Origin of the sequence: Pseudaquabacterium rugosum (genome assembly GCF_038066575.1) — a bacterium.
Taxonomy (GTDB): Bacteria; Pseudomonadota; Gammaproteobacteria; order Burkholderiales; family Burkholderiaceae_C; genus Pseudaquabacterium; species Pseudaquabacterium rugosum.
In genome coordinates this window covers 119,364-141,276 of the sequence record NZ_JBBUTF010000011.1, presented here as the reverse complement: position 1 = coordinate 141,276, position 21,913 = coordinate 119,364, and the positions used below count along the sequence as shown (strand labels likewise).

Here is a 21,913-nt window from a genome sequence, read left to right as displayed (position 1 = left end):
CCTAGACTGGTTTCACCCAGCCTGATCCAGCACCCGAGCCCCCTTCGACGGGGCAGGAGGAACCCGCGATGTCCCCCTTCTCCCCTCACGCCCTGGGCGTGTCCGGTGCCGCCCGGCCCGCCGCCGGCCGCCTGGCCGGCAAGACCGCCCTGATCTCCGGTGGCGCCACCGGCGCCGGGGGCGCCGCCTCCCGCCTGTTCGCCGCCGAGGGCGCGCGCGTCGCGCTGGTCGACATCAACGAGACGGCCGCCCGCGAGGTCGTGGCCGCCATCGAGGCCGCCGGCGGGCAGGCCGCCTTCTTCCCCGCCGACGTCTCGCGGCGCACCGATGTCGACCGTGCGGTGGCCGAGGCCGGTGCACGTTTCGGTCCCCTCTCGGTGCTGTTCAACCATGCGGGCACCATCACCGTGAAGCCCTTCCTCGACACCACCGACGAGGACTACGACCGCCTGATGGACATCAACGTCAGGAGCATGTTCATGATGACCCGCGCCGTGCTGCCGCAGATGCTGGCCGCCGGTGGCGGCAGCATCGTCTGCACCGCGTCGATCTCGTCGGTGGCGGCCACGCCGCTGGAGGTGCTGTACTGCATGACCAAGGGCGCCTGCGCGATGCTGGCGCGGGCCATCGCGGTCGAGTACCGCGACCGCGGCATCCGCTGCAATGCCGTGTGCCCGGGCTTCATCGACACGCCGCACGGCCAGCGTGAGCTGGCGGCGCTCGGCGCCCATGGCGTCGATGCCTCGCTGCAGGCGCTCGCCGCGCAGCAGGGCCGGCTGTGCCGGCCCGACGAGGTGGCGCGCGCCGCCTTGTTCCTGGCCAGTGACGAGGCCAGCTTCGTCAACGGTGCCCATCTGTTCGTGGACAACGGCTTCACCGCCGCCTGAGCCACGCACCGGATTCCGTCCCCGCGGCTCGCGGCGGTCTGTCCGCCGGGGTCGCCTTCATCCTGAAGTCGAGTTGAAGAAAGGTCATCGCGCCATGAGTGCCCACGCCAAGCCGGATCTGGACCCGGACGTCCAGCTGCTGCACGAGATGGGCTATGCCCAGGAGCTGTCGCGCCGCATGGGCGGCTTCTCCAACTTCGCGGTCTCGTTCTCGCTGATCTGCATCCTGTCGGGCGGCATCACCGCCTTCCAGATGGGCTTCTCGGCGGCCGGCGGCGCGTCCATCGGGCTCGGCTGGCCCTTGGGTGGCCTGTTCTCGCTGATCGTCGCGGCGTCGATGGCGCAGATCGCGTCGGCCTATCCGACGGCTGGCGGCCTGTACCACTGGGGCTCGATCCTGGGCGGCAAGACCTGGGGTTGGGTCACCGCCTGGTTCAACCTGCTGGGCCTGGTGTTCGTCGTCGCGGCGATCAACTTCGGCACCTGGGATCCGTTCTTCAAGACGCTGATCGCGCCGCTGTTCGGGGCGCGGCCCGAAGCGCTGGGCTGGGGCCACCAGACGCTCTTCCTGTGCGTCATCACCGGCCTGCAGGCCTGGCTCAACCACCGCCACGTGCGGCTGGCCAGCCGCATCACCGATCTGTCCGGTTACCTCATCTTCGTCGTCACGCTGCTGCTGGTGGGCTCGCTGCTGGCGTACTCGCCGGTGCCGCTGGACTTCGGCCGCCTGGTCACCTTCACCAACTTCACCGGCACCGAGGGCAGCGCCTGGCCGCAGCAGGGCCTGGGCCTGGCCTTCCTGTCGGGCCTGCTGCTGACGGCCTACACCATCACCGGCTTCGACGCGTCGGCCCACACGGCCGAGGAGACGCGCGATGCGGCCGCCACCGTGCCCAAGGGCATCGTCAACGCGGTGCTGTGGTCGGTGTTGTTCGGTTATGCGCTGGTCTGCAGCTTCGTGCTGGTGATGCCGGATCTCGGCGCGGCGATGAAGATGGGCACCGGCTTCTTCGAGGCCATCCTGGCGCCGATCCCCGCCCCCCTGCGCATCACCATCGAGCTGCTGATGTTCTTCATCAACTTCGTCTGCGGCCTGGCGGCCGTGACGAGCAGCAGCCGCATGATGTACGCGTTCGCCCGTGACGGCGGCCTGCCGGGCTCGCGCTGGCTCAAGCAGGTGCACCATGTGCACCGCACGCCGGGTGCGGCGATCTGGGTCACCGCCGTGCTGGCCATCGCCATCACGCTGTACGGCGACGCCTTCACCGTGCTGAGCGCGGGCAGCGCGGTGTTCCTGTTCATCTCCTACGCGATGCCGATCGCCGCCGGCGTGCTGGCCGAGGGCCGCAGCTGGGACAAGAAGGGGCCGTTCTCGCTGGGCCTCTGGTCCAAGCCCTGCGCGGTGGCCGGCTCGGCCGGTGCGCTGGTGCTGGCCTGGGTCGGCATGCAGCCGCCCAACGGCAAGGTGGCCTGGGTGACGGCCGGCCTGTTCGTGCTGCTGGGCGTGATCTGGTTCGGCTTCGGCGTGCGCAAGCACTTCGCCGGCCCGCCGATCGGCCAGCGCATCGCCGCCCGCCAGCGCCACATGTGCGAGATCGAGGCGGAGTTCTCGGAGCGGGACGCGGCCTGAGGGCCACGGGAGCCACCCAACCGAGGGCCTGCGGGCCCTCCACCCGAGCGCGTGCGGTGCGGCGGTTCAGCCCGGCGCCCGCCCCCCGAGCGCCTGCGTCAGCCGCGCGGCCGAGGCCCGCAGCTCGTCGACGAAGGACGGCTGCACGCGGATCTCGGGGGCCGTCAGCGTCAGCGCGCCGGCCAGCTCGGTGCCGGTGCGCCAGACCGGCGCCGAGATGCCGACCAGGCCGGGGATGCGGTCCCCGGTGACCATCACGTAGCCGTCCTGGCGCACCTGGTCGTAGAGGCGACCCGGCGCGCCGGAGCAGGCCATCAGCACGCGGCCGCCGGCGCCGCGGTCCAGCGGCAGCACGTCGCCGGCGCGCACGTGGTCGCGCAGCAGCTGCGGTGAATCGACCCGCAGCAGCACCAGCCGCTGCTCCCCCTGCCGCACGTGGAAGGCCACGCTCTCCTGCGTGCGCGCGACCAGCTCGCGCATCTCGGGCAGCACCACGTCCTCCAGCGAGAACGAGGCGGTGTAGAGCGCCCCCAGACGCGCCACCTCAGGGCCCAGCGCCCAGCGTCCGTCGGCCGTGCGGCGCAGCAGCCGGCCGTGGGCCAGCGAGGCCAGCAGGCGCAGCACGGTGCTGTTGTACAGACGGGTGCGCTCGGCCAGTTCGGTCACGGTCAGTGCGCTTTCGCCGGGCTGGAAGGCCGTCAGCAGGCTGATGGCGCGGTCCACGGCGGCGGCGCCGCCCGGGGCGGCCTGCTCGTCGGCGACGGAGGGGCGGGAAGACTTCTTCGGCATCCGGCGAGCGTAACCGCCCGTTTGACAAGGTCGGGTCCGCCTTTCGATAATGAGTCCATTGAACAGATTCATGGTCTGTCTGACAGACTTATGACGCTGACCCCGATCCACCGACCGGATGCCCCGCCTGTGACTGCTCCCCCCGATGTCCTGATCAGCGAGGTCGGCCCGCGCGACGGCCTGCAGAGCGTGCAGGCCACGATGTCGACCGCCGCCAAATGCGCCTGGATCGATGCGCTGCACGCCGCTGGCCTGCGCGAGATCGAGGTCGGCTCCTTCGTGTCGCCGCGCCTGTTGCCGCAGATGGCCGATGTGGCCGACGTGGTGCGCCATGCCGTCGGCCTGCCCGGCCTGACGGTGATGGCGCTGGTGCCCAATCTGAGGGGTGCCCAGGCCGCGCTGGCCACCCCGCTGCACAAGCTGACGCTGCCGGTGTCGGCCAGTGCCGCCCACTCGATGGCCAATGTGCGGCAGACGCCGGCGCAGATGGTCGAGCTGGTGCGCCAGGTCGTCGCGCTGCGCGATGCCAGCGCGCCCGCGGTGCGCGTCGAGGCCGGCATGTCCACCGCCTTCGGTTGCACGCTGCAGGGCCGCGTGCCCGAGGACGATGTGGTGCGCCTGGCCGTGGCGCTGGCCGAGGCCGGCGTCGACGAGGTCGGCCTGTCCGACACCACCGGCATGGCCGATCCGGCGCAGGTGCGCCGCCTGTTCCGCCGCGTGCGCGCCGAGATCGGCACGCGCACCGGCGCGGCCCATCTGCACAACACCCGCGGCCTGGGCCTGGCCAACTGTCTGGCGGCCTGGGACGAGGGCGTGCGCACCTTCGACAGCTCGCAGGGCGGCCTGGGCGGCTGCCCCTATGCGCCCGGCGCCTCGGGCAATGTCGTGACCGAGGACCTGGTGTTCATGTTCGAGGCCATGGGCGTGCGCACCGGCGTCGATCTGGAGCGCCTGCAGGCCGCGCGTGCCGTGCTGGCCGCCGGCCTGCCCGGCGAGCCGCTGTACGGCATGACGCCCGAGGCCGGCCTGCCGCCCGGCTTCACCTATGCCGATGGCCGCCGACCCTCGGCGGCCACCTCCACCCTCGCTTCCGCTGACGCTGACCGCTCATGACCGACGTTTCTTCCGGCACCAAGGCCAACGCCAACGCCAACGCCAACGCCCACGCCGCCCCCACCGACGCCGCGGCCGACCGCCCCCTGCCGCTGGCCGGCCTGCGCGTGGTCGAGTTCACCCACATGGTGATGGGCCCGACCTGCGGGATGATCCTGGCCGATCTGGGCGCCGAGGTCATCAAGGTCGAGCCGCTGGCCGGCGACAGCACGCGCCAGCTGCTGGGCTCGGGCGCCGGCTTCTTCGGCATCTTCAACCGCAACAAGAAGAGCCTGGCCATCGACGTCAAGGACCCGCGCGGCCGTGAGGCGGTGCTGCGCCTGCTGGCCACCGCCGATGTCTTCAGCGAGAACTTCAAGGCCGGCACGATGGACCGGCTGGGCTTCGGCGCCGCGGCGCTGTCGCGCCTGAACCCGGGGCTGATCTGCGTCTCGCACAAGGGCTTCCTGCCCGGCCCCTACGAGCACCGCACCGCGCTCGACGAGGTGGTGCAGATGATGGGCGGCCTGGCCTACATGACCGGGCCCGAGGGCCGGCCGCTGCGCGCGGGCACCAGCGTCAACGACATCATGGGCGGCATGTTCGGCGCCATCGGCGTGCTGGCCGCGCTGCGCGAGCGCGACCGCACCGGCCGTGGCCAGCAGGTGCAGAGCGCGCTGTTCGAGAACAACGTGTTCCTGGTCGCCCAGCACATGATGCAGTTCGCCGTCACCGGCCGGCCGGCCGCGCCCATGCCCAGCCGCATCAGCGCCTGGGCCGTCTACGACGTGTTCAGCGTCAAGGACGGCGAGCAGATCTTCCTGGCCGCCGTCACCGACACCCAGTGGGCGCTGATGTGCGAGGCCTTCGGCTTCGACGACCTGCAGCGCGATCCGCGCCTGGTCAGCAACAACGACCGCGTGCAGGCCCGATCCTGGATGCTGCCGCTGCTGCGCCAGCGCTTCGAGGCCTTCGGCGCGGCCGAGCTGGCGGCGCGTTTCGAGCGCATCGGACTGCCCTACGCCCCGATCGCCCGCCCGCACGAGCTGTTCGACGACCCGCACCTGCAGGCCACCGGCGGCCTGGCGCCCGTCACCCTGCCGGCCGATGCGAGCGGCGCCGGGCGCGCCGTCGAGACCCAGGTGCCGCTGCTGCCGCTGACGCTGGACGGCCAGCGCCCGGGCCTGCGCCACGCGCCCCCGTCGCTGGGCCAGGACACCGACGCGGTGCTGCGCGAGGCCGGCTACTCGGCCGACGAGATCGCGGCGCTGCGGGCCGCGGGCGTGATCGGCGGTGCGACCGCGGACCCGCAGGGGCGCTGAAGGCCGCGATGCACGGCGCTGGCGCCGCTACAACCACCCCAGCCCCCCGGCCAGCGCGCCCGCCCCCAGCAGCCACAGCATGTGGACGCGGCTGCGCAGCACCAGCAGCGCGACGGTGGCGGCGATGGCCCAGGGCGCGGCATGGTGCCAGGTGACGGTGGACAGCGCAGCGAGGGCGCCCGCGCCGGATGCCGCTGTCGCAGGCGCCACCGCGGCCACGCCCGCACTGCCCGACGCATCGGCCATCGCGCCGACTGGCGCCACCGTCTGCCCCCGCAGCAGCAGGGTGCTGGTGGCCAGCAGCACGCCGATGACCAACGGCGACATGCCCTGCCGGAAGGCGCGCACGGCCAGGTGCTGGCGGTGGCGTTGCGTCCAGCGCGTCAGCGTCAGTGTCAGCAGCGAGCTGGGCAGCAGGATGGCGGCCAGGCTCAGCAATGCGGCCATCAGGCCGTGCAGCAGCGCCAGGGCCGGGCCGGCACCGTGGGTCGTGGCGGTGGCCAGCCCGGCCTGCCAGCCCAGCAGCGCGATGAACAGCGCGTTGGGGCCGGGCGCGGCCTGGGCCAGCGTCACGGCCTGGGCGAAGTCGCCATCGCTCAGCCAGTGGTGCTCGCGGACGTGGAAATCGTGCAGCGCGGGCGCCAGCGTGATCGCGCCGCCGACGGCCAGCAGCGACAGGCTCAGGTGGCGCCAGACCAGGTCCATCCAGTCGGCGGGGCTCATCGGCGGTCTCCGGTGTCGGGGTGGCCGGTGCCCGGGCCGGCCCCCGGGCCGCTGGGCGGCTGCGCGGGGTACAGCCGCCAGGCGGTGGCGGTGCAGGCGATGGCGCCCAGGCCGGGCACCAGGGCCGTCAGCGGCCAGCCGGCCAGGGCCAGGCCGGCCCAGGTGGCGGCGGCGACCAGGCCGGCGCCGGTCCAGCCCAGCGGGTGCTCGCGCAGCGCCTGGAACAGCTTGAGCGCCGTGCCCGCGATCAGCCCGGCGGCCACCGCGCCCATGCCGTGCAGCGCGCCCTGCAGCGGCGCCTGCCCGTCCGGATGAGCGGCCGCCTGGCCGACCAGCACGGCCAGCGTCAGCAGCAGGGCGGCCGGCGCCACCAGCAGCCCGGCGAGTGCGGCCAGCGCGCCGCGCCAGCCGTGGGTGCGGTCGCCCAGCATCAGCGCCAGATTGCAGACGTTGGGCCCGGGCAGCACCTGGGCCACCGCCCAGTCCTGCACGAAGCCCTGCGGCGTGTACCAGCGGTGGCGCTCGACCAGCTCGCGCTGCACCACCGCCAGCACGCCGCCGAAGCCCTGCAGCGCCGTCCAGGTGAAGACCCGGAACAGCTGCAGCGGGCCGCTCGGGCGCTGGGGCGCGTCGGTCTGGGGCGGTGATGGCGACGGCGGCGGCGGCGGCGGAGGCATGGCGGCGGTGGTGGCGTCAGGCGGCATCGTGGGCTTCCGGGCGGGGCTGCGCAGTGTAGGCCGCACTTTGCATCAATTCAAACTTCGAAACAAAGCGGACGGGGTGCGCAGGGCCATTCCGCGGCCTCAGCGTGCCGCGCTGGCGGGCCGGGCCGCCCCCACCGGATCCAGCCCGGTGCTGCGCACGATCGGCGCCACCGCCGGCGAGGCCAGGAAGCGCACCAGCTGCCGCGCCGCATCGCTCTCGGTGCTGCCGCGCACCAGGCCGGAGGAGAAGAACAGGCTCTGCTGCACCTCTTCGGGCAGGGGCCCCAGGAAGTCGAGCTCCTTGAAGTAGATCAGCTCGCTGATCTGCTGGAAGCCGAGCTCGGCATCCCCGCGCGCCACCACCGCGCCGACCCGCTCGCTGAGGATCTTGCGGCCGGTGCGCTGCATCTGCTCGGCCACGCCGAGCTGCGGAAAGACCGTGCCGGTCAGCCAGGTGCCGCTGGCGCTGGCCGACCAGGCGACGGACTTCGCGTCCAGCAGCGTCTGCCGCAGGGCGGCCACGGTCGAGATGTCGGGCCGCGGCGAGCCCTTGCGCACCGCCGCGCCGATGGCCGAGCGGGCCAGGTCCTGGCGCGAGCCGGGCTGCACGTGGCCGGCCTGTTCGAGCGCGGCCAGGCCGGTCTCCGACAGGATCACCAGATCGAAGGCCTCGCCACGGGCCAGGCGCACCGGGATGGCGTCGGGCGCATTGCCGCTGGACGCACCGAAGGCGCTGACCACGGTGTGACCCGAGGCCGCCTCGAACAGCGGGATCAGCTGCTTGTAGGCCTCGGTGAAGGCGCCGCTGGTGATGACCCTCAGTTCAGCGGCCAGCACCGGCGTGGCGGCCAGCCAGCCGACGCAGGCCAGGCCGATGGCCAGCAGGCGGGTGCGGGTCCGTTTGCGGGTCCCGGGCGCGCGCGGCCTGGCCAGGACAGGCGCAGGCGATGTCGGGGATGCGGTGTGTGGCGTCATGGTCATGGTCTCCTCGGGTCTCACTGCAGGGTGATCTTGCGGTCGCGGATCACGCGGCCCCAGTAGGTGGTCTCGCGGGCGATTTCCTGCGCCAGCTCCTCGCGCGTCGAGGGGGCGGGTGGCATGCCGTGGTGGTTCAGCTCGGCCGCCACCTCGGGCGACTTCAGCACCTTGACCAGCTCGGTGTTCCAGCGGTCGAGCAGCGCCTTGGGCACCTTGGACGAGGCGACGAACGCATACCAGTTGGTCGCGTTGTAGCCGGGGTAGCCGGATTCGGCGATGGTGGGCACCTGGGGCAGCTGGGGCAGGCGCTTCGGGCCGGTGACGGCCAGCGGGATCAGCTTGCCGCCGTCGATGTGGGCCTGCGCGGTCGAATAGGTCGAGTAGTAGCTGGTGACGCGGCCGCCCAGCAGATCCTGCAGCGCCGGGGCGCCGCCCTTGTAGGGGATGTGGACGGTGTCGATGCGGGCCATGTCGTCCATCAGTTCGCCGGCCAGGTGGCTGGCGGAGCCGGGCCCGGTGGACGCGTAGTCGAGCTTGCCCGGGCTCTTGCGGGCGGCGGCGATGAACTCGCCGAAGCTGCGGATGCCGGCACCGGCATGCACCACCAGCACGTTGGGGAAGTTGACGCCCATCGTGATCGGCGCCAGATCGCGCTGCGGGTCGTAGGCGATCTTCATCAGGTGCGGCGCGATGGCCAGCGGCCCGACCGAGCCGAACAGCAGCACGCTGCCATCGGCCGGTCCCTGGGCCACGAACTGATGGGCCAGGTTGCCCCCGGCACCGGCCCGGTTGTCGATCACCACCGGCTGGCCGATCTGATCGGCCAGTTTCTTGCCGATCACGCGGGCGGCCAGATCGGCCGCGCCACCGGCGGCGAAGCCCACCACCAGCGTCACCGGCTTGCGCGGCAGCTCGGCGGTCTGGGCGTGGGCGGCGGGGCTCGCCAGGGCGGTGGTCAGCACGGCGTGGGTCAGCGTCAGGGCGAGCGTCGCCCCGGCGCCCCGGATCGGGCGTCGTGTGCAGGTCATGGGTGTCTCCTCACAAGGAAATGAAGGGCCGTCCCGAACGGCCTTGACCCCCTCGAGGGGCGGGCTGGGCACAGCCCGGCCCCGGGGGCTTCGGGATGTCGGGCAGCGGATGGCCCGTGGGATGCGTGCGGGCCGGGGATGACGGGGCCGGCCCCCCGGGGATGCGGTGCCGCCGATCAGTCGCCGCCCAGGCGCACCGGGTCGGGCAGGCGGCGTTCGACGTGGTGGCGCAGCAGGGCCGCGCCGCGGTAGAGCCCGTGGCCGAACTTGCCGTAGGGCAGGGTCAGGAACAGCGCCATCACGCCGCCCAGGTGCAGGCACAGCAGCAGCGGCAGCGCCGCCGTGCCGCGGGCCGCCCACAGCGCCAGCCCGCTGGCCGCGGCCAGCGCCAGCAGCGCGATGAAGGCCAGGTCCATCGGCCGTTGGGCGGCGTCGCCGTGCAGCGGGTGACGGCGCAGGCGCAGCCAGCCCAGGCCCAGCGATCCGGCCAGCAGCGCCACGCCGCCGACGCCCCCCAGCAGCTTCGGCGCCGACGGCCAGTCGTAGGGCGCGCTCAGGCCGAACGCGTAGTGCATCAGCGTGGCCACGCCGGTGGCCGCGAAGCACAGCAGGAAGCCGCCGGCCGTCAGGTGGTGGCAGCGGCGGCGCCACAGGCTGTGGCCGTCGTCGGCCTCGTGGCAGCCGTCGCCGTGGCCGCCGCCGAGGTGGCGCAGCGTCAGTGCGTCGCGGCCGGCGTCGGCCAGGGCGGCCTGACCGGGGGCGATGGCGCCGGTCACCGCGCTCACCTCGCGCCAGTAGCGGCGCAGGCCGATGCCGAGTGCCAGCACCACCCAGGCCGCCACCGGCGCGAACAGCCCGACCAGCAGCCCGTGCGGAAACACGGCATAGAAATCGCCCCCGGCCGGCGTGCGCCACAGCGCGCCCCCGCCGCCCAGCCGCGCCACGCCGAGCGCCAGGAAGGCCGCCAGCGCGATGGCCAGGGCCAGCGCCACCACCAGGCCGTTGCGCTCGTACAGCCGTGCGGCCGCGCGCGGCCAGGCCTGGCGGGCATAGGTGCGGCCGCGCACCCGGGCCATGGCCTGCGGCACGTTGACGGCGAAGTCGTGCGGCGGCGCGTACTGGCAGGCGTGCAGGCAGGCGCCGCAGTTGTGGCAGAGGTTGGCCAGGTAGTGCACGTCGGCCTCGGCGAAGGACAGGCGCCGCGTCATCGCCGGGAACACCGCGCAGAAGCCCTCGCAGTAGCGGCAGGCGTTGCAGATCTGCAGCACGCGGGCCACCTCGGCCTCGGGCGTGAGGGCGGACGCGGGCGCCGCGCCGAGCGCCAGCGCATGGGCCTCGCGCGTCAGCGCGTCCAGTTGCGGCGTGCTCATCGGGTGCTCCCGGTGGGGACCGGACGCGCCGTACGCGTCGCACGGGCAGGGCGCGCGGCCAGCGCGGTGGCCGCCGCCCGCGCACCGGCGATGCGGCCGAAGGCGGTGCCGATCGACATGCCCACGCCGGCCGTGTAGCCCTGGCCCAGCACATTGCCGGCCATCATCTCGCCGGCCACGCCCAGGTTGGGGCTGGGCTGACCGCCGAAATGCACGGCCGCCGTCGCGTCGGTGCGCAGGCCCAGGTAGGTGAAGGTGACGCCCGGGCGCAGCGGGTAGGCGGTGTAGGGCGGCGTGTCGAGTGGCCGCGCCCAATGGCTCTTGGGCGGGCTCAGATCGCGGGTGTGGCAGTCGTCGAGCACGGTGTGGTCGAAGTGGCCGCCCTGGCAGGCGGCGTTGTAGGTGTGCACGGTGCGGCCCAGCGCCTGAGGATCGAGGCCGATGGCGCGGGCCAGCGCCTCCAGCGTGTCGGCCCGCTCGCCGGGGAAGACCGGCGGCATGAAGCGGCCGGCGGCCTTGGCGTCGATCAGGCACCAGGCCGTCTGCTGCGGCTGGCCGGCCACCAGCCGGCCCCAGATCGCGTAGCGCTTGGGCCAGAAGTCCTCGCCCTCGTCGTGGAAGCGCTGCGCGTCGCGGTTGACGACGATGCCCAGCGACACCGCGTCGATGCGGGTGCAGATGCCGCCGTCGTACAGCGGCGCCCGCGCGTCGATGGCCACCATGTGGGCCTGGGTCGGATCGCCGATGGCGTCGGCATGGTGCGCGTCGATCAGGTGGCGCAGCAGCGTGCCCTGGTTGAAGCGGGTGCCGCGGATCAGGAAGTTGTCGGCCGGCCACTCGCCGCGGTCGTTGCGGCCCCAGGCCTCGCGCAGCCAGTCCCGGTTGGACTCGAAGCCGCCGGCGGCCAGCACGCAGGCCCGCGCCGTGATGCGCCGCTCGCCCGACCAGGCGGCGACGAAGCGGCCGTCGTCGAGCTCCAGCCGCTGCACCGGGTGCTCGTAGCGCACGTCCACGCCCAGGCGCTGCGCGCTGCGGTAGTAGGCATTGACCAGCGCCTTGCCGCCGCCCATGAAGAAGGCATTGGTGCGCGCCACGTGCAGCGCGCCCGACAGTGGCGGCTGGAAGCGCACGCCGTGGCGCCGCATCCAGTCGCGGCAGTGGGCCGAGGCGCGGATCGTCAGCCGCGCCAGCGCCTCGTCGGTGCGCCCGCCGGTGACCTTCAGCAGGTCCTGCCAGAACTCCTCCTCAGGATAGGCGTCGACCAGCACGTCCTGCGGGCCGTCGTGCATGCACCTCAGGTTGCGGGTATGGGACGAGTTGCCGCCGCGCAGCGCCCGCGGCGCTGCCTCCAGCAGCATCACGCGCGCGCCGGCCTCGGCCGCCATCAGCGCGGCGCACAGCGCGGCATTGCCGCCGCCGATGACCAGTACATCGGTGTCCATCGCCTGCTGCGACATCCGCTCGTCTCCGTCGGGGTGGTTGACGGGAGCGGATTCTGCTCAGCGGCGATGCATGCGTGAAATGAAGATCCGGGTGCGATTCATGCCCGTCAGGCATCAGTTGCCGGTATCAGCGTTCGGCATCAGTGCCCGGCCTCCGCCGTGCGCAGGTCCGTCTCGCGCAGCAGCGCGACGAAGGCGCGGGCGGCCGGCGACAGGGCGGCCGCGCGGCGCTGCAGCAGCCGCACCTGGCGCTGCACCACCGGCTGCGTCAGCGCACGGCGGCACACGCCCGGGCGATCGCCGTCGCGGAAGGTGGAGGCCGGCAGGATCGCGCAGCCCACGCCGGCGGCCACCAGGTTCAGCGCGGTCGCGTGGTGCTGCACCTCGTAGCGCGGGGTCAGCGTGATGCCCTTGCGCGCCAGCTGGGCCTCCATCTCGATGCGGGTGGCCATCAGGCTGCCGACGCCCACCAGGTCCTGGCCACGCATGTCCTGCCAGCGCAGGCGCGTGCGGCCGGCCAGCGGATGGTCGTCGCGGCAGATGAAGACCAGCGGATCGTCGAACAGCGCCGTCTCGGCGAGCTCCGCGTGGCGCTCGCCGGCCAGCGCGATGCCCAGCTCGGCCTGGCCGCCGAGCACCGCCTGGCGCACCTCGGTCGAGGCGCCGTCCAGCAGCCGGATGTGGTTGGCCGGGTGCCGCCGCGCGTAGTGCACGATCAGCCCCGGCAGCACGTGCGAGGTCATCGACGGGATGCAGGCCAGCGTGAACTGGCCGTGGCCGTGCTGGCCCATCTCGCGCAGGCGCTGCATCGCGCCGCCGATGTCCTGCACCAGCGCGCGCGCCTGCGGCAGGAAATCGCGGCCCACGCCGGTCAGGGCCACGCGGCGCGTGCTGCGCTCGATCAGCTGCAGGCCCAGCCAGGCCTCCAGCTTCTGCAGCCGGCGCGTCAGCGCGGTCTGGGTCAGGTGCAGATGCCCGGCCGCCTTGCCGAAGCCGCCCAGGTCGGCGATGGCGACGAAGGCCTGCAGGCCGTCGATGTCGATCTTCATGGCGGCAGTGTCGCCGCTGCGGTGGCGCTCAGTGCGTCCAGCTCACCGTGGCCTTCACGCTGCGCGGCTCACCGTAGTAGGCCTGGTCCCATTTCAGGCTGTTCAGGTACTTCACGTTGGCCACGTTGTCGACGGCCAGGCGGGCGTTCCACTGGCGGTCGATGGTCCAGGTGGCCGACAGGTCGACCAGGCCGTAGGCCTTCTGCTCGACGGTGCCGGTGGCGTCGGCCACGCGGCTCTGCCAGCGCACGGCGGTGCCCAGCTTCAGGCGCGGCTGCACGTCCCAGGTGCTGGTCAGGCGCAGGCTGCGGCGGGGCATGTAGCGGTTGACGTCCTGGTCGGCGCCGTCGCGCAGCTGCAGGTGGGTCCAGCCGGCGGACACGTGCCAGCCGGCCACGGGGCGGCCGCGCAGTTCCAGCTCGTAGCCGGTGCTGGTCGCGTCGATGCCGCGGTAGTAGCTGCTCCAGTCGTCGTGGTAGCCGGCGTGCACGGCCACGTTGCGCTGGCGGGTGCGGAAGACGGCGGCGCTGGCATCCAGCCGGCCCTGCAGCCACGCGGCCTTGACGCCGGCTTCCAGGTTGCTGCCTTCCAGCGCGTCCAGCGGGCGGCGGTTGACGTCGGCCTCGATCTGCGGATTGAAGACCTCTGCATAGGACGCGTAGGCCTTGTAGGTGGCGTCCAGATCCAGCACGGCGCCGATGAAGGGCTTGACCGCGGTGTGGCGCACGGCCTGGTCCACGCCGTAGCTCTGGCCGGTGTGGCGCACCTGGCTGGCGTTCAGGCCGAGCGAGACCTTGAGCCCGTCGCTGGCGTCCAGGCGCATTGCCGCATAGACGCTGTGGCGCTTGCGCTGCACCTGCGAGCCGTCCTGGCGGGCCGTGAACGAGGGCTCGGCCAGGCGGCCGTCCCAGCCCTCGGGCGAGGGCACGGCCACCGCGGTGTCGTCCGGATAGCGAGAGGTCTCGTCCACCGTCTGGCGGCCGAGGTTGATGCCGGCCATCAGCGTGTGGGTGCGGCCGGCCAGGCGCAGCGGGCCGCTGGCATAGGCGTCGATCACCGTGTCCACGTAGCGGCCGTCGAAGGCCGAGGGATAGCCGTAGAGCCCGCTGCTGGCGCCGCTGGCATCGGGCGTGCCGTAGACGTAGAGCAGCTCGCTGGGCGCGGCGCGGTGGCGGCGCGTCAGCGTGGCGCGGGTCTGCCAGCCGCCGCCCAGCGTGTGGCTGAGCTCGGCGAAGGCCTCGTTGCTGCGGTTGTTCCACCAGCTCCAGTCCGCGGCGGTGCTGGTGCCGGTCGAGTAGTCCACACGTCGGCCGTTGCTGTCGATCAGCGGCAGGGCGCCCCACATCGGGCTGTCGGACTCGCTGCGCTGGCCGTGCAGGCCGACGCTCAGCAGGGTGTCGCGGCCGATGTCCCACTCCAGCACGCCGTAGGCGACGTTGCGGTGGCTGTGATAACGGTCGAGGTAGCTGTCCTTGTCGTCATCGACCAGCACCAGGCGGCCGCGCACGCTGCCGTCCTCGACCAGCCGGCCGCCGACGTCCAGGTCCAGCCGGCGCTGGTTCCACGAGCCCAGCGTCAGCTGGGCCTCGGCCTTCAGATCGGTGCTGCTGGCGCGCTTGCGCACGAAGTTCACCGTGGCCGATGGATTGCCGGTGCCCGCCAGCAGGCCGGTGGCGCCCCGCAGCACCTCCACCCGCTCGTAAGGGGCGGTGTCCAGCCGGCCCCACTGGGCGCCGTTGGCGAAGGGCATGCCCAGGCCGTCCTGCTGGAACTGGGTGATGTCGAAGCCGCGGGCGGTGTAGTAGACGCGGTCGGTCTCGACCCGCTCGACCAGCACGCCGGGCGTCAGATCCAGCAGGCGGTTGACGTCCTGCATGCCGAAGTCGCGCATCAGCGCCCCGTCGATCACGCTGACCGATGACGGCGTGTCCTGCAGCGACAGCGGCATCCGTGTGGCGCCGCTGCTGTGGCGGGCATCGCCCTCGACCTCGGCCTTGCGGGCCTTGACCTTGAGGGCGGGCAGCAGGGTGGGCTGCACAGCGGCCGGGGTACTGGCGGTGGGTGCCGCGGCGGCCGCAGCCGGTGCGGCTTCTTGTGCCAGAGCGGCGCCGCAGGCCAGGGCCAGCGGGCTCAGCAGCAGCGGGCGGAGGGTGCGGAAGGGACGGAGCGCAGGGGGATTCATGCCAGCGTGACGGTGGAGGAGGGCGCGTGGCGCCCGGGCCGTGGCTGGCAGACTGCTGGCTGACGAAGCGCGCTATTTTGCCGGCTTCTCCGGATCCCCTGCGCCCGCGGATGCCGGTGCCTGCGGGGCCCGCCGGTACAGCGCGTTGGCCCGCGTCAGGTGATCGCGCATGGCCTGCTCGGCGCCGGCGGCGTCGTGGCCGGCGATGGCGTCGACGATGCGCTCGTGCTCGGCCAGCGTCAGGTCCTCGGCGCCCGGGGCGCGGACGATGGACTGGTAGTAGGCGCGGGCCCAGCCGAACAGCGCCTCGACGATGGCCGGCATGATCGGGTTGCCGCTGATGGCCGCGATCTCGCGGTGGAAGGCCATGTCGCGGTCGATGAACTGGTCGAGCTGCTGCAGCGCGCGGCGGTGCTCGGTCAGGCGCAGGCGCAGGCGGCTGACGTCGTCGAGCGTGGCGCGCTCGGCGGCCAGCCGGGCCAGGCCGGTCTCCAGGAAGATGCGGGCATCCTTCAGGTGTTCGAGCATGTCGGGCTGCACGTGCAGCAGGTGCTCGGTGCCGCCCGCGATCTGGCCGATCAGCAACTGGGCGGTGGGCACCACCACGCGGGCCCGCTCGCCGTGCGTGATCTCGAGGATGCCGCTGCGGGCCAGTTCCTGCAGCGCCTCGCGCACCGCGGGGCGGCCCACGCCGTAGAACTCCATCAGCTCGCGCTCGGAGGGCAGGTGCTGGCCCGGACCGATCTCGCCGTTGCGGATGCGTTCGACGAGACGGTCCATCACCTCGTGGTACAGCTTGCGACGCTGGATCGGTTCTCCGGTGCTCATGAGCTGAGGATACCGGATGGCGGCAGGGGCATCAGTGTCCCCCGCTCCGCACTTGCCCGAAGAAGTCCACGCCCCCCATCTGGCCGCCCTTGAGCACCAGTTCCAGACCATCGCGCCGTGGCTCGTCCGACCAGCCGCGGCACAGCGGTGCACCGGGCACCAGACCGGCGCTGACGCTGAGGGCGGCGATGCCCAGCGAGCCGGCCACCGCGCCCGAGCTGTCGCCACCGGCGATCGCGATGCGGCGCAGCGCCGGTGTGCGGTCGAGCAGGCCGCGCATCACGTCGGCCAGCCGCTGACCGACCCGCTCGGCGGCGGCCGCACGGCCCAGGCCGGCGGCGCGCGCGATCGCGTCGAAGCCGGTGACCGCCGGATCGTCCGGCCCGGTGGCCGAATGCACCAGCGGGCTGCGGCCGGCGGCCAGCGCCTGCGCCGCGGCCGTCACCAGACGCTCGACCTCGGCGGTGCCGGCGCCGTCGAGGGCGGCGGGCAAGTCCATGCGCAGCAGCGTGAAGCCGTCCTCGGCGGCCCGCGCGATCTGGGCGGCGGTCACCGGCGAGCAACTGCCGCTGACGGCCGCGATCGCCTCGACCGCCGGCGCGCGCGGCAGCGGTTGCGCCGCCGCCAGCAGGCCGCAGCGGCGCCAGTGCGCGGCCAGCGCATCCTGCAGGCCCGACGAGGCGGCACAGAACAGGCCCTGGCCCCGGCCACGCCAGACCAGGGCGCCCGCCGCCGCCAGCGTGGCCTCGTCGATCACGTCGATCAGCACCCGGGGCGCGGTGGCCGCATCGCGCAGCGCGTCGCGGCGGGCCGCGCCCTGGCCGGCCTGCAGCTGGGCCAGGTCGATCAGCGCCACCGGGGCCGCCGTCTGCCGCGCCAGGTGGCGGCCGAGGTCGGCCTCGTCCATCGGCGTGACCGGATGGCGGGCCATCGTCGGATGACGATCCAGCCGGTGGCCCTGGCCGTTGGCCACCGCGAACAGGTTGCCGAAGGCCTGATAACGCTTCAGACGCGGTGCACCGACGACCACCGGCACCCAGTCACCCCCGACCGCGGCCTGGCCCAGCTCGGCCGCGCGGCCGATGCTGCCCACGTGCGGCGCGGAGTCGAAGGTCGAGCAGACCTTGTACTGCAGGATCGGTGCGCCGAAGGCCTGCAGCCGGGCGTAGGCCTCGGGCAGATGGGTGTCCATCCAGGCCGGATCACGGCCGCGCGCGGTGGTGGCCAGGCCGATCGCGCGCTGGCCGGCGAAGCGCTGCACCCAATGCGGCTCGGGCGGTGCCAGGAACAGCACGCAGGGCACGCCGGCGCGGGCGAAGGCCTCCATCACGTCGGTGGAGCCGGTGAAGTCGTCGCCGCACCAGGCCAGCAGCGGGCCGTCGGGCCAGGCGTCGGCCGGGTGCTGGCCGGGGGCGGGGTCGCAGGAGATGCCCGCGGACGGGCTGGAGGTCGGATGGGCCATGCGGAAAGGGGGGCGGAGGGGCGGGCGGGGCTGCCGTCGAACCTCAGGTGATGCGCTGGATGCTGTCGGCGATCTCGTCGCGGTCGAAGATCTTCAGCCAGTCGTCGCGCATCAGGCGCGGCTTGCCGAAGGTGATGGCCTTGTTGCAGGCATCGCTGAACTGACCCGGGATCTGCTTGAAGATCACCGCGCTCAGGATGGTCATGTGGCCGAGCAGGAAATCGCGCGCGCAGTCCGCCGGCACGCCGCGGGCCACCACCTCGTCCATCGCCTCGCGCATCACGTCCAGCAGCGTGGCGCACACGGTCTCGCTCAGGCCGGGCTCCAGCAGGGCCATCTGCTCGACCGTCACGCGGTAGCTGCGCAGGATGGGCTGGTAGATCACGCGGGCGATCGCCTCACCCAGCGCGTAAGCCTCCTCGGGGCCCTGCATCAGCGCGTTGACGATGCTCTGCGGCGCGGAGATGCCGCCGAAGTAGTCGACGGCACCGGGCGTGTGGACCTCGGGGCTGAAGATGGTCGGGTGGCAGGGGTGGGTGACGAAGTAGGTCAGGTCCGGCCGGTCGGGCAGATGACCGGCGAAGGGCGCGGCCGCATCCAGCGTGATGACCATGGTGCCGGGCTTGAGCTGCGGCGAGATCTCGGCGGCCAGGCGGCCGATCAGCGTGTCGGGCACGGCCAGGATGACGACGTCGGCGCCGTCGAGCGCGGCCTCGGCGGTGACGGCGTCCAGGCCCAGCTCGTCCTTCAGGCGCTGGCGGCCGACGGCGCCGGGCTCGACATGGCGCACACGGAAGGGCGAGCCCATCAGGTTCTTCGACAGGCGGCAGCCCATCTTGCCGCCGGCGCCGAACAGGGCGATGGTGGGGGTCATGCGGGAGGTCCTTGGTGGAGGGTCAGGTGCGCAAGGGCAGGGATTGCGTCTTGCTGGTGTGATGAGTATCTGATCTGTCGATCATTCGCGTGGTTCGGGTTTTCCCATGGACCAGGCCCGGCGGAAACCCGGTTTCCAGTGGCAAGTCCATGTCGTGACTGGAAGATGCGAGCGATTCCCTTGTTCTTGGGAGGCCGTGTCCCGGCCATTCAAGGGTATCTACGGGTGCGGGTCAATGCACTCTATTGATCTACTCATCACACCACAACGGCGCCGATGTCGCGCCTTCAGGAGACCCCATGACCCGTCGTCCCGCTCTTGCCGTCCTCGTCGCCGCCGCCCTCAGCGGCTGGGCCGCCTGCGTCCCGGCCGCCGCCAAGGACCTGATCGCCGTCATCACGCCCTCGCACGACAACCCCTTCTTCAAGGCCGAGGCGCTGGCGGCCGAGGCGCGGGCCAAGGCCCTCGGCTACGACGCCATCGTGCTGGTGCACAACGACGACGCCAACAAGCAGAACGAGCTGTTCGACACCGCGATCGCGCGCAAGGCCAAGGCCATCATCCTGGACAACGCCGGCAGTGAGGCGTCGGTGTCGGCCGTGGCCAAGGCCAAGAAGGCCGGCATCCCGTCCTTCCTGATCGACCGCGAGATCAATGCCACCGGCATCGCCGTCACGCAGATCGTCAGCAACAACTACCAGGGCGCGCAGCTGGGCGCCGAGGAGTTCGTCAAGCTGATGAAGGAGAAGGGCAACTACGTGGAGCTGGTCGGCCGTGAGGCCGACATCAACGCCGGCGTGCGCAGCAAGGGCTACCACGACGTGATCGACAAGTACCCCGGCCTGAAGATGGTGGCGCGCCAGTCGGCCAACTGGAGCCAGCCGGAGGCCTTCAAGAAGATGGAGACCATCCTGCAGGCCAACCCCGACATCAAGGGCGTGATCGCCGGCAACGACACGATGGCCATGGGCGCCTGGGCCGCGCTGCAGGCGGCCAAGCGCACCGACGTCATCGTCGTCGGCTTCGACGGCAGCAACGACGTGCGCGACTCCATCCTCAAGGGCGGCATCAAGGCCACCGTGCTGCAGCCGGCCCACCGCCAGGCCGAGATCGCGGTCGAGCAGGCCGACAAGTTCCTGAAGACCGGCTCCACCGGCCAGCCCGAGAAGCAGCTGATGGACTGCGTGCTGATCAACGCGAAGAACGCCGCCAAGCTCGAAACCTTCGCGATGAAGAAGTGACACCGTGGACCGGACCGATCTGATCTCCGCCCGGGCCGGCCTGCTGGCCCTGGTCGCCGGCCTCGGCCTGCTGAGCTCGGGCTGCCGCATCGAGCGCGCGGTGCCGGTCGAGGCCGCCACGGCCCCGGGTGGCAGCTTCTCCAACCAGGCCTTCGATGCCCGCGCCCAGGTCGTCGATGTCTGGCAGGCCAAGGTGCTGCCGGCGCTGCAGCAGCGCGCGGGCGAATTCCCCGCCCTGCGCGCGGCCATGCAGCGTGACCTCGATGCCGCCGGTGCCGCCCACGGCCACCGGGCCCGTGGCGAGGGGGCGCCCTGGAACTTCGTCACCCGCCTGAAGGGCCGCATCGTGCAGGCCGACACCGAGCTGAGCGCGGCCACCGCCGAGGTGGATGTCGACGGCGATGGCCAGGCCGATGTCACCATCCAGATCGGTCCGGTGCTGCGCGGCACCGCGTTGCGCGACGCGCTGCCCTTCGTCAGCTTCACCGACTACGCCAACCAGGTGGAGTTCGCGCAGCTGGGCAATGCCTTCAACGACCAGGCCGCGGCCGTCGCGCTCAAGGACCTGCCACGTGAGCGGCTGGTCGGACGCACGGTTTCGCTGTTGGGTGTCTTCACCACCGCCGACGCCACCGAGGCGCCGACCATCCTGCCGGTGCAGATGACGCTGGAGGCCCCATGAGCACGGCGCATCCCACGACGACGCCCCACCGGCCGCGGCCCTGCAGTGCGGACGACGATGCCCATCATCCGGTGGTGCTGCGGCTGCAGGAGGTGCAGAAGGTCTATCCGGGCACGACCGCGCTGCGCCAGGTGCAGTTCGCGCTGCGCGCCGGTGCCGTCAACGTGCTGGTGGGCGAGAACGGCGCGGGCAAGTCCACGATGATGAAGATCATCGCCGGCGTCGAGCAGCCGACCACCGGTCAGGTGCTGCTCGATGGCGAGCCGGTCGTGCTGAGCAGCACCGACGTGGCCCGCGGCCATGGCATCGGCATCGTGTTCCAGGAACTCAACCTGTTCCCGAACCTGTCGATCGCCGAGAACCTGTTCATGGGCCGCGAGCTCACGCGCGGCGGCCTGCGCGTCGATGCCGACGCCCAGCGTGAGCGGGCGCGCGCGCTGCTGCGCGATCTGGCCCACGAGCTCGATCCCGACACCCTGGTCGGCGAGCTGCGCATCGGCCAGCAGCAGATCATCGAGATCGCCAAGGCGCTGGCGCAGGACGCGCGCATCCTGATCCTGGACGAGCCGACCTCGGCCCTGAGCGCGACCGAGGTCGAGGTGCTGTTCCGCGTCATCGCCGACCTGCGGGCCCGCGGCGTGGCCATCGTCTACATCTCCCACCGGCTGGAGGAGCTGGTGCGCATCGGCGACTACATCACCGTGCTGCGCGACGGCCGCATCACCGGCTCGGCCCGCATGGCCGAGGTCGACGTGCCGTGGATCGTGCGCCAGATGGTCGGCGCCTCCACGCGCGATTTCGCGCGCACCGAGGACCATCGTTTCGGCGATGTGGTGCTCGACGTCGCGGGCGTCCGCCTGCCGCGGGCCAATGCGCCGGGCTGGCTGGTGCAGGACGTCTCGCTGCAGCTGCGCGCCGGCGAGATCGTCGGCATCTACGGCCTGATGGGCGCCGGCCGCACCGAGCTGTTCGAGTGCCTGTTCGGCTGCCATCCGGACCGCGCCAGCGGCCGGGTGCGGCTGGGCGGCGTCGAGCTGATGGGCCGCGACGTCAGCGGCTGCATCGCCGCCGGCATGGCGCTGATCCCCGAGGACCGCAAGGCCGACGGCCTGGTCCACACGATGAGCATCGCCGAGAACCTGACGCTGTCCTTCCTCGGCCGGCTGGCGCGCCGCTTCCACCTGCGGCCGGCCGACGAGCGCCAGGCCGTGGCCGCCAGCGTGCGCGACCTGCGCATCAAGGCGGCCGACCCGGCGCTGCCCATCGGCTCGCTGTCGGGCGGCAACCAGCAGAAGGTGGTGATCGGCCGTGCGCTGATGACCGGCCCGCGCGTGCTGCTGATGGACGAGCCCAGCCGCGGCATCGACATCGGCGCCAAGGCCGACGTGTTCAAGGTGATGCGCGACCTGGCCAAGGACGGCATGGGCATCCTCTTCGTCACCTCGGATCTGGAGGAAGTGATGGCACTGTCCGACCGCATCGTCGTCATGAGCGAAGGCCGCGTCACCGCCACCTTCGCCGAAGGCGAGGCGACGCAGCAGGCCGTGGTCGCCGCCTCCGCGCCCGGCCAGGCGCTGCCGCAGGCGGCCTGAGACCGGCCCCCTCCAGGACCCTGCCACCGACACCCGGC

The 21,913-nt window shown here is 72.5% G+C and carries 18 protein-coding genes and 1 pseudogene; 7 read left to right on the top strand and 12 right to left on the bottom strand.

Translation table 11 applies throughout. The annotated features are described in order from the left end of the window. Positions 1-68 precede the first annotated feature (68 nt). The gene (locus AACH11_RS13310; RefSeq protein ID WP_341374726.1) at positions 69-887 is read left to right on the top strand and encodes an SDR family NAD(P)-dependent oxidoreductase; all 819 of its coding nucleotides are present in this window, start codon (positions 69-71) and stop codon (positions 885-887) included. Between the two features lie 94 nt (positions 888-981). After that, positions 982-2,517 (top strand): amino acid permease, encoded by a 1,536-nt coding sequence (locus tag AACH11_RS13305; protein WP_341374725.1) that lies wholly within the window; start codon positions 982-984, stop codon positions 2,515-2,517. Positions 2,518-2,583: 66 nt separating this feature from the next. Here AACH11_RS13305 and AACH11_RS13300 read toward each other — a convergent pair whose 3' ends face one another. Beyond that, complete coding sequence (locus AACH11_RS13300) at positions 2,584-3,306, bottom strand: IclR family transcriptional regulator (RefSeq protein ID WP_341374724.1); 723 nt, start codon at positions 3,304-3,306, stop codon at positions 2,584-2,586. Between the two features lie 129 nt (positions 3,307-3,435). Between AACH11_RS13300 and AACH11_RS13295 the strand changes: the two genes are divergently transcribed. Beyond that, positions 3,436-4,419 carry a hydroxymethylglutaryl-CoA lyase gene (locus tag AACH11_RS13295; protein WP_341374723.1) on the top strand — a complete coding sequence of 328 codons (984 nt, stop codon included), beginning with the start codon at positions 3,436-3,438 and terminating at the stop codon, positions 4,417-4,419. Further along, positions 4,416-5,720 carry a CaiB/BaiF CoA transferase family protein gene (locus AACH11_RS13290; RefSeq protein ID WP_341374722.1) on the top strand — a complete coding sequence of 435 codons (1,305 nt, stop codon included), beginning with the start codon at positions 4,416-4,418 and terminating at the stop codon, positions 5,718-5,720. Before AACH11_RS13295 ends, AACH11_RS13290 begins: the two co-directional genes overlap by 4 nt. A 27-nt stretch (positions 5,721-5,747) precedes the next feature. Here the strand turns inward: AACH11_RS13290 and AACH11_RS13285 are convergent, their stop codons facing one another. The 11 genes and pseudogenes from AACH11_RS13285 to AACH11_RS13235 all read right to left on the bottom strand — a co-directional run bounded on the left by AACH11_RS13285 (position 5,748) and on the right by AACH11_RS13235 (position 18,360). Then, complete coding sequence (locus AACH11_RS13285; RefSeq protein WP_341374721.1) at positions 5,748-6,443, bottom strand: chromate transporter; 696 nt, start codon at positions 6,441-6,443, stop codon at positions 5,748-5,750. Further along, entirely contained in the window at positions 6,440-7,147 is a 708-nt protein-coding gene (locus AACH11_RS13280; protein ID WP_341374720.1) for a chromate transporter, read from the bottom strand. Before AACH11_RS13280 ends, AACH11_RS13285 begins: the two co-directional genes overlap by 4 nt. 99 nt (positions 7,148-7,246) lie before the next feature. Further along, positions 7,247-8,122, bottom strand: coding sequence for a substrate-binding domain-containing protein (locus tag AACH11_RS13275; RefSeq protein WP_341374719.1), 876 nt, complete (start codon positions 8,120-8,122; stop codon positions 7,247-7,249). A 20-nt stretch (positions 8,123-8,142) separates the two neighbouring features. Further along, positions 8,143-9,153, bottom strand: a complete 1,011-nt coding sequence (locus AACH11_RS13270; protein WP_341374718.1) for a Bug family tripartite tricarboxylate transporter substrate binding protein — start codon at positions 9,151-9,153, stop codon at positions 8,143-8,145. Between the two features lie 176 nt (positions 9,154-9,329). After that, positions 9,330-10,523, bottom strand: coding sequence for a tricarballylate utilization 4Fe-4S protein TcuB (gene tcuB, locus AACH11_RS13265; protein ID WP_341374717.1), 1,194 nt, complete (start codon positions 10,521-10,523; stop codon positions 9,330-9,332). Further along, a pseudogene (gene tcuA / locus AACH11_RS13260) lies at positions 10,520-11,983 on the bottom strand (FAD-dependent tricarballylate dehydrogenase TcuA); the annotation flags it as partial. The pseudogene tcuA and the gene tcuB, both read right to left, overlap by 4 nt. 122 nt (positions 11,984-12,105) lie before the next feature. Then, a complete protein-coding gene (locus tag AACH11_RS13255) occupies positions 12,106-13,014 on the bottom strand; it encodes a LysR family transcriptional regulator (protein ID WP_341374716.1) in 909 nt (302 codons plus the stop codon). 28 nt (positions 13,015-13,042) lie between these two features. Beyond that, positions 13,043-15,196, bottom strand: coding sequence for a TonB-dependent siderophore receptor (locus AACH11_RS13250; RefSeq protein WP_341374715.1), 2,154 nt, complete (start codon positions 15,194-15,196; stop codon positions 13,043-13,045). A gap of 72 nt (positions 15,197-15,268) precedes the next feature. Further along, positions 15,269-16,024, bottom strand: a complete 756-nt coding sequence (locus AACH11_RS13245; RefSeq protein ID WP_341374714.1) for a transcriptional regulator NanR — start codon at positions 16,022-16,024, stop codon at positions 15,269-15,271. Between the two features lie 31 nt (positions 16,025-16,055). Then, positions 16,056-17,486, bottom strand: coding sequence for a 3-oxo-isoapionate kinase OiaK (oiaK, locus tag AACH11_RS13240; protein WP_341374713.1), 1,431 nt, complete (start codon positions 17,484-17,486; stop codon positions 16,056-16,058). Positions 17,487-17,529: 43 nt separating this feature from the next. Next, positions 17,530-18,360, bottom strand: coding sequence for a phosphogluconate dehydrogenase C-terminal domain-containing protein (locus tag AACH11_RS13235; protein ID WP_341374712.1), 831 nt, complete (start codon positions 18,358-18,360; stop codon positions 17,530-17,532). Positions 18,361-18,659: 299 nt separating this feature from the next. Here AACH11_RS13235 and AACH11_RS13230 point away from each other — a divergent pair, with 299 nt between their 5' ends. From AACH11_RS13230 to AACH11_RS13220, 3 genes are read left to right on the top strand one after another with little or no spacing between them, the layout of a single operon-like run. Then, entirely contained in the window at positions 18,660-19,601 is a 942-nt protein-coding gene (locus tag AACH11_RS13230; RefSeq protein WP_341374711.1) for a D-ribose ABC transporter substrate-binding protein, read from the top strand. Positions 19,602-19,605: 4 nt separating this feature from the next. Further along, entirely contained in the window at positions 19,606-20,283 is a 678-nt protein-coding gene (locus tag AACH11_RS13225; protein ID WP_341374710.1) for a DUF2291 family protein, read from the top strand. Continuing rightward, entirely contained in the window at positions 20,280-21,875 is a 1,596-nt protein-coding gene (locus AACH11_RS13220; protein ID WP_341374709.1) for a sugar ABC transporter ATP-binding protein, read from the top strand. Before AACH11_RS13225 ends, AACH11_RS13220 begins: the two co-directional genes overlap by 4 nt. Positions 21,876-21,913: the final 38 nt, after the last annotated feature.

Bases quoted from the DNA above. Each gene is read 5' to 3' on its own strand.
- AACH11_RS13310 (WP_341374726.1), top strand. From the start codon at position 69: ATGTCCCCCTTCTCCCCTCACGCCCTGGGCGTGTCCGGTGCCGCCCGG.
- AACH11_RS13305 (WP_341374725.1), top strand. From the start codon at position 982: ATGAGTGCCCACGCCAAGCCGGATCTGGACCCGGACGTCCAGCTGCTG.
- AACH11_RS13300 (WP_341374724.1), bottom strand. From the start codon at position 3,306: ATGCCGAAGAAGTCTTCCCGCCCCTCCGTCGCCGACGAGCAGGCCGCC.
- AACH11_RS13290 (WP_341374722.1), top strand. From the start codon at position 4,416: ATGACCGACGTTTCTTCCGGCACCAAGGCCAACGCCAACGCCAACGCC.
- AACH11_RS13285 (WP_341374721.1), bottom strand. From the start codon at position 6,443: ATGAGCCCCGCCGACTGGATGGACCTGGTCTGGCGCCACCTGAGCCTG.
- AACH11_RS13280 (WP_341374720.1), bottom strand. From the start codon at position 7,147: ATGCCGCCTGACGCCACCACCGCCGCCATGCCTCCGCCGCCGCCGCCG.
- AACH11_RS13275 (WP_341374719.1), bottom strand. From the start codon at position 8,122: ATGACGCCACACACCGCATCCCCGACATCGCCTGCGCCTGTCCTGGCC.
- AACH11_RS13270 (WP_341374718.1), bottom strand. From the start codon at position 9,153: ATGACCTGCACACGACGCCCGATCCGGGGCGCCGGGGCGACGCTCGCC.
- tcuB (WP_341374717.1), bottom strand. From the start codon at position 10,523: ATGAGCACGCCGCAACTGGACGCGCTGACGCGCGAGGCCCATGCGCTG.
- AACH11_RS13255 (WP_341374716.1), bottom strand. From the start codon at position 13,014: ATGAAGATCGACATCGACGGCCTGCAGGCCTTCGTCGCCATCGCCGAC.
- AACH11_RS13250 (WP_341374715.1), bottom strand. From the start codon at position 15,196: ATGAATCCCCCTGCGCTCCGTCCCTTCCGCACCCTCCGCCCGCTGCTG.
- AACH11_RS13245 (WP_341374714.1), bottom strand. From the start codon at position 16,024: ATGAGCACCGGAGAACCGATCCAGCGTCGCAAGCTGTACCACGAGGTG.
- oiaK (WP_341374713.1), bottom strand. From the start codon at position 17,486: ATGGCCCATCCGACCTCCAGCCCGTCCGCGGGCATCTCCTGCGACCCC.
- AACH11_RS13235 (WP_341374712.1), bottom strand. From the start codon at position 18,360: ATGACCCCCACCATCGCCCTGTTCGGCGCCGGCGGCAAGATGGGCTGC.
- AACH11_RS13230 (WP_341374711.1), top strand. From the start codon at position 18,660: ATGACCCGTCGTCCCGCTCTTGCCGTCCTCGTCGCCGCCGCCCTCAGC.
- AACH11_RS13220 (WP_341374709.1), top strand. From the start codon at position 20,280: ATGAGCACGGCGCATCCCACGACGACGCCCCACCGGCCGCGGCCCTGC.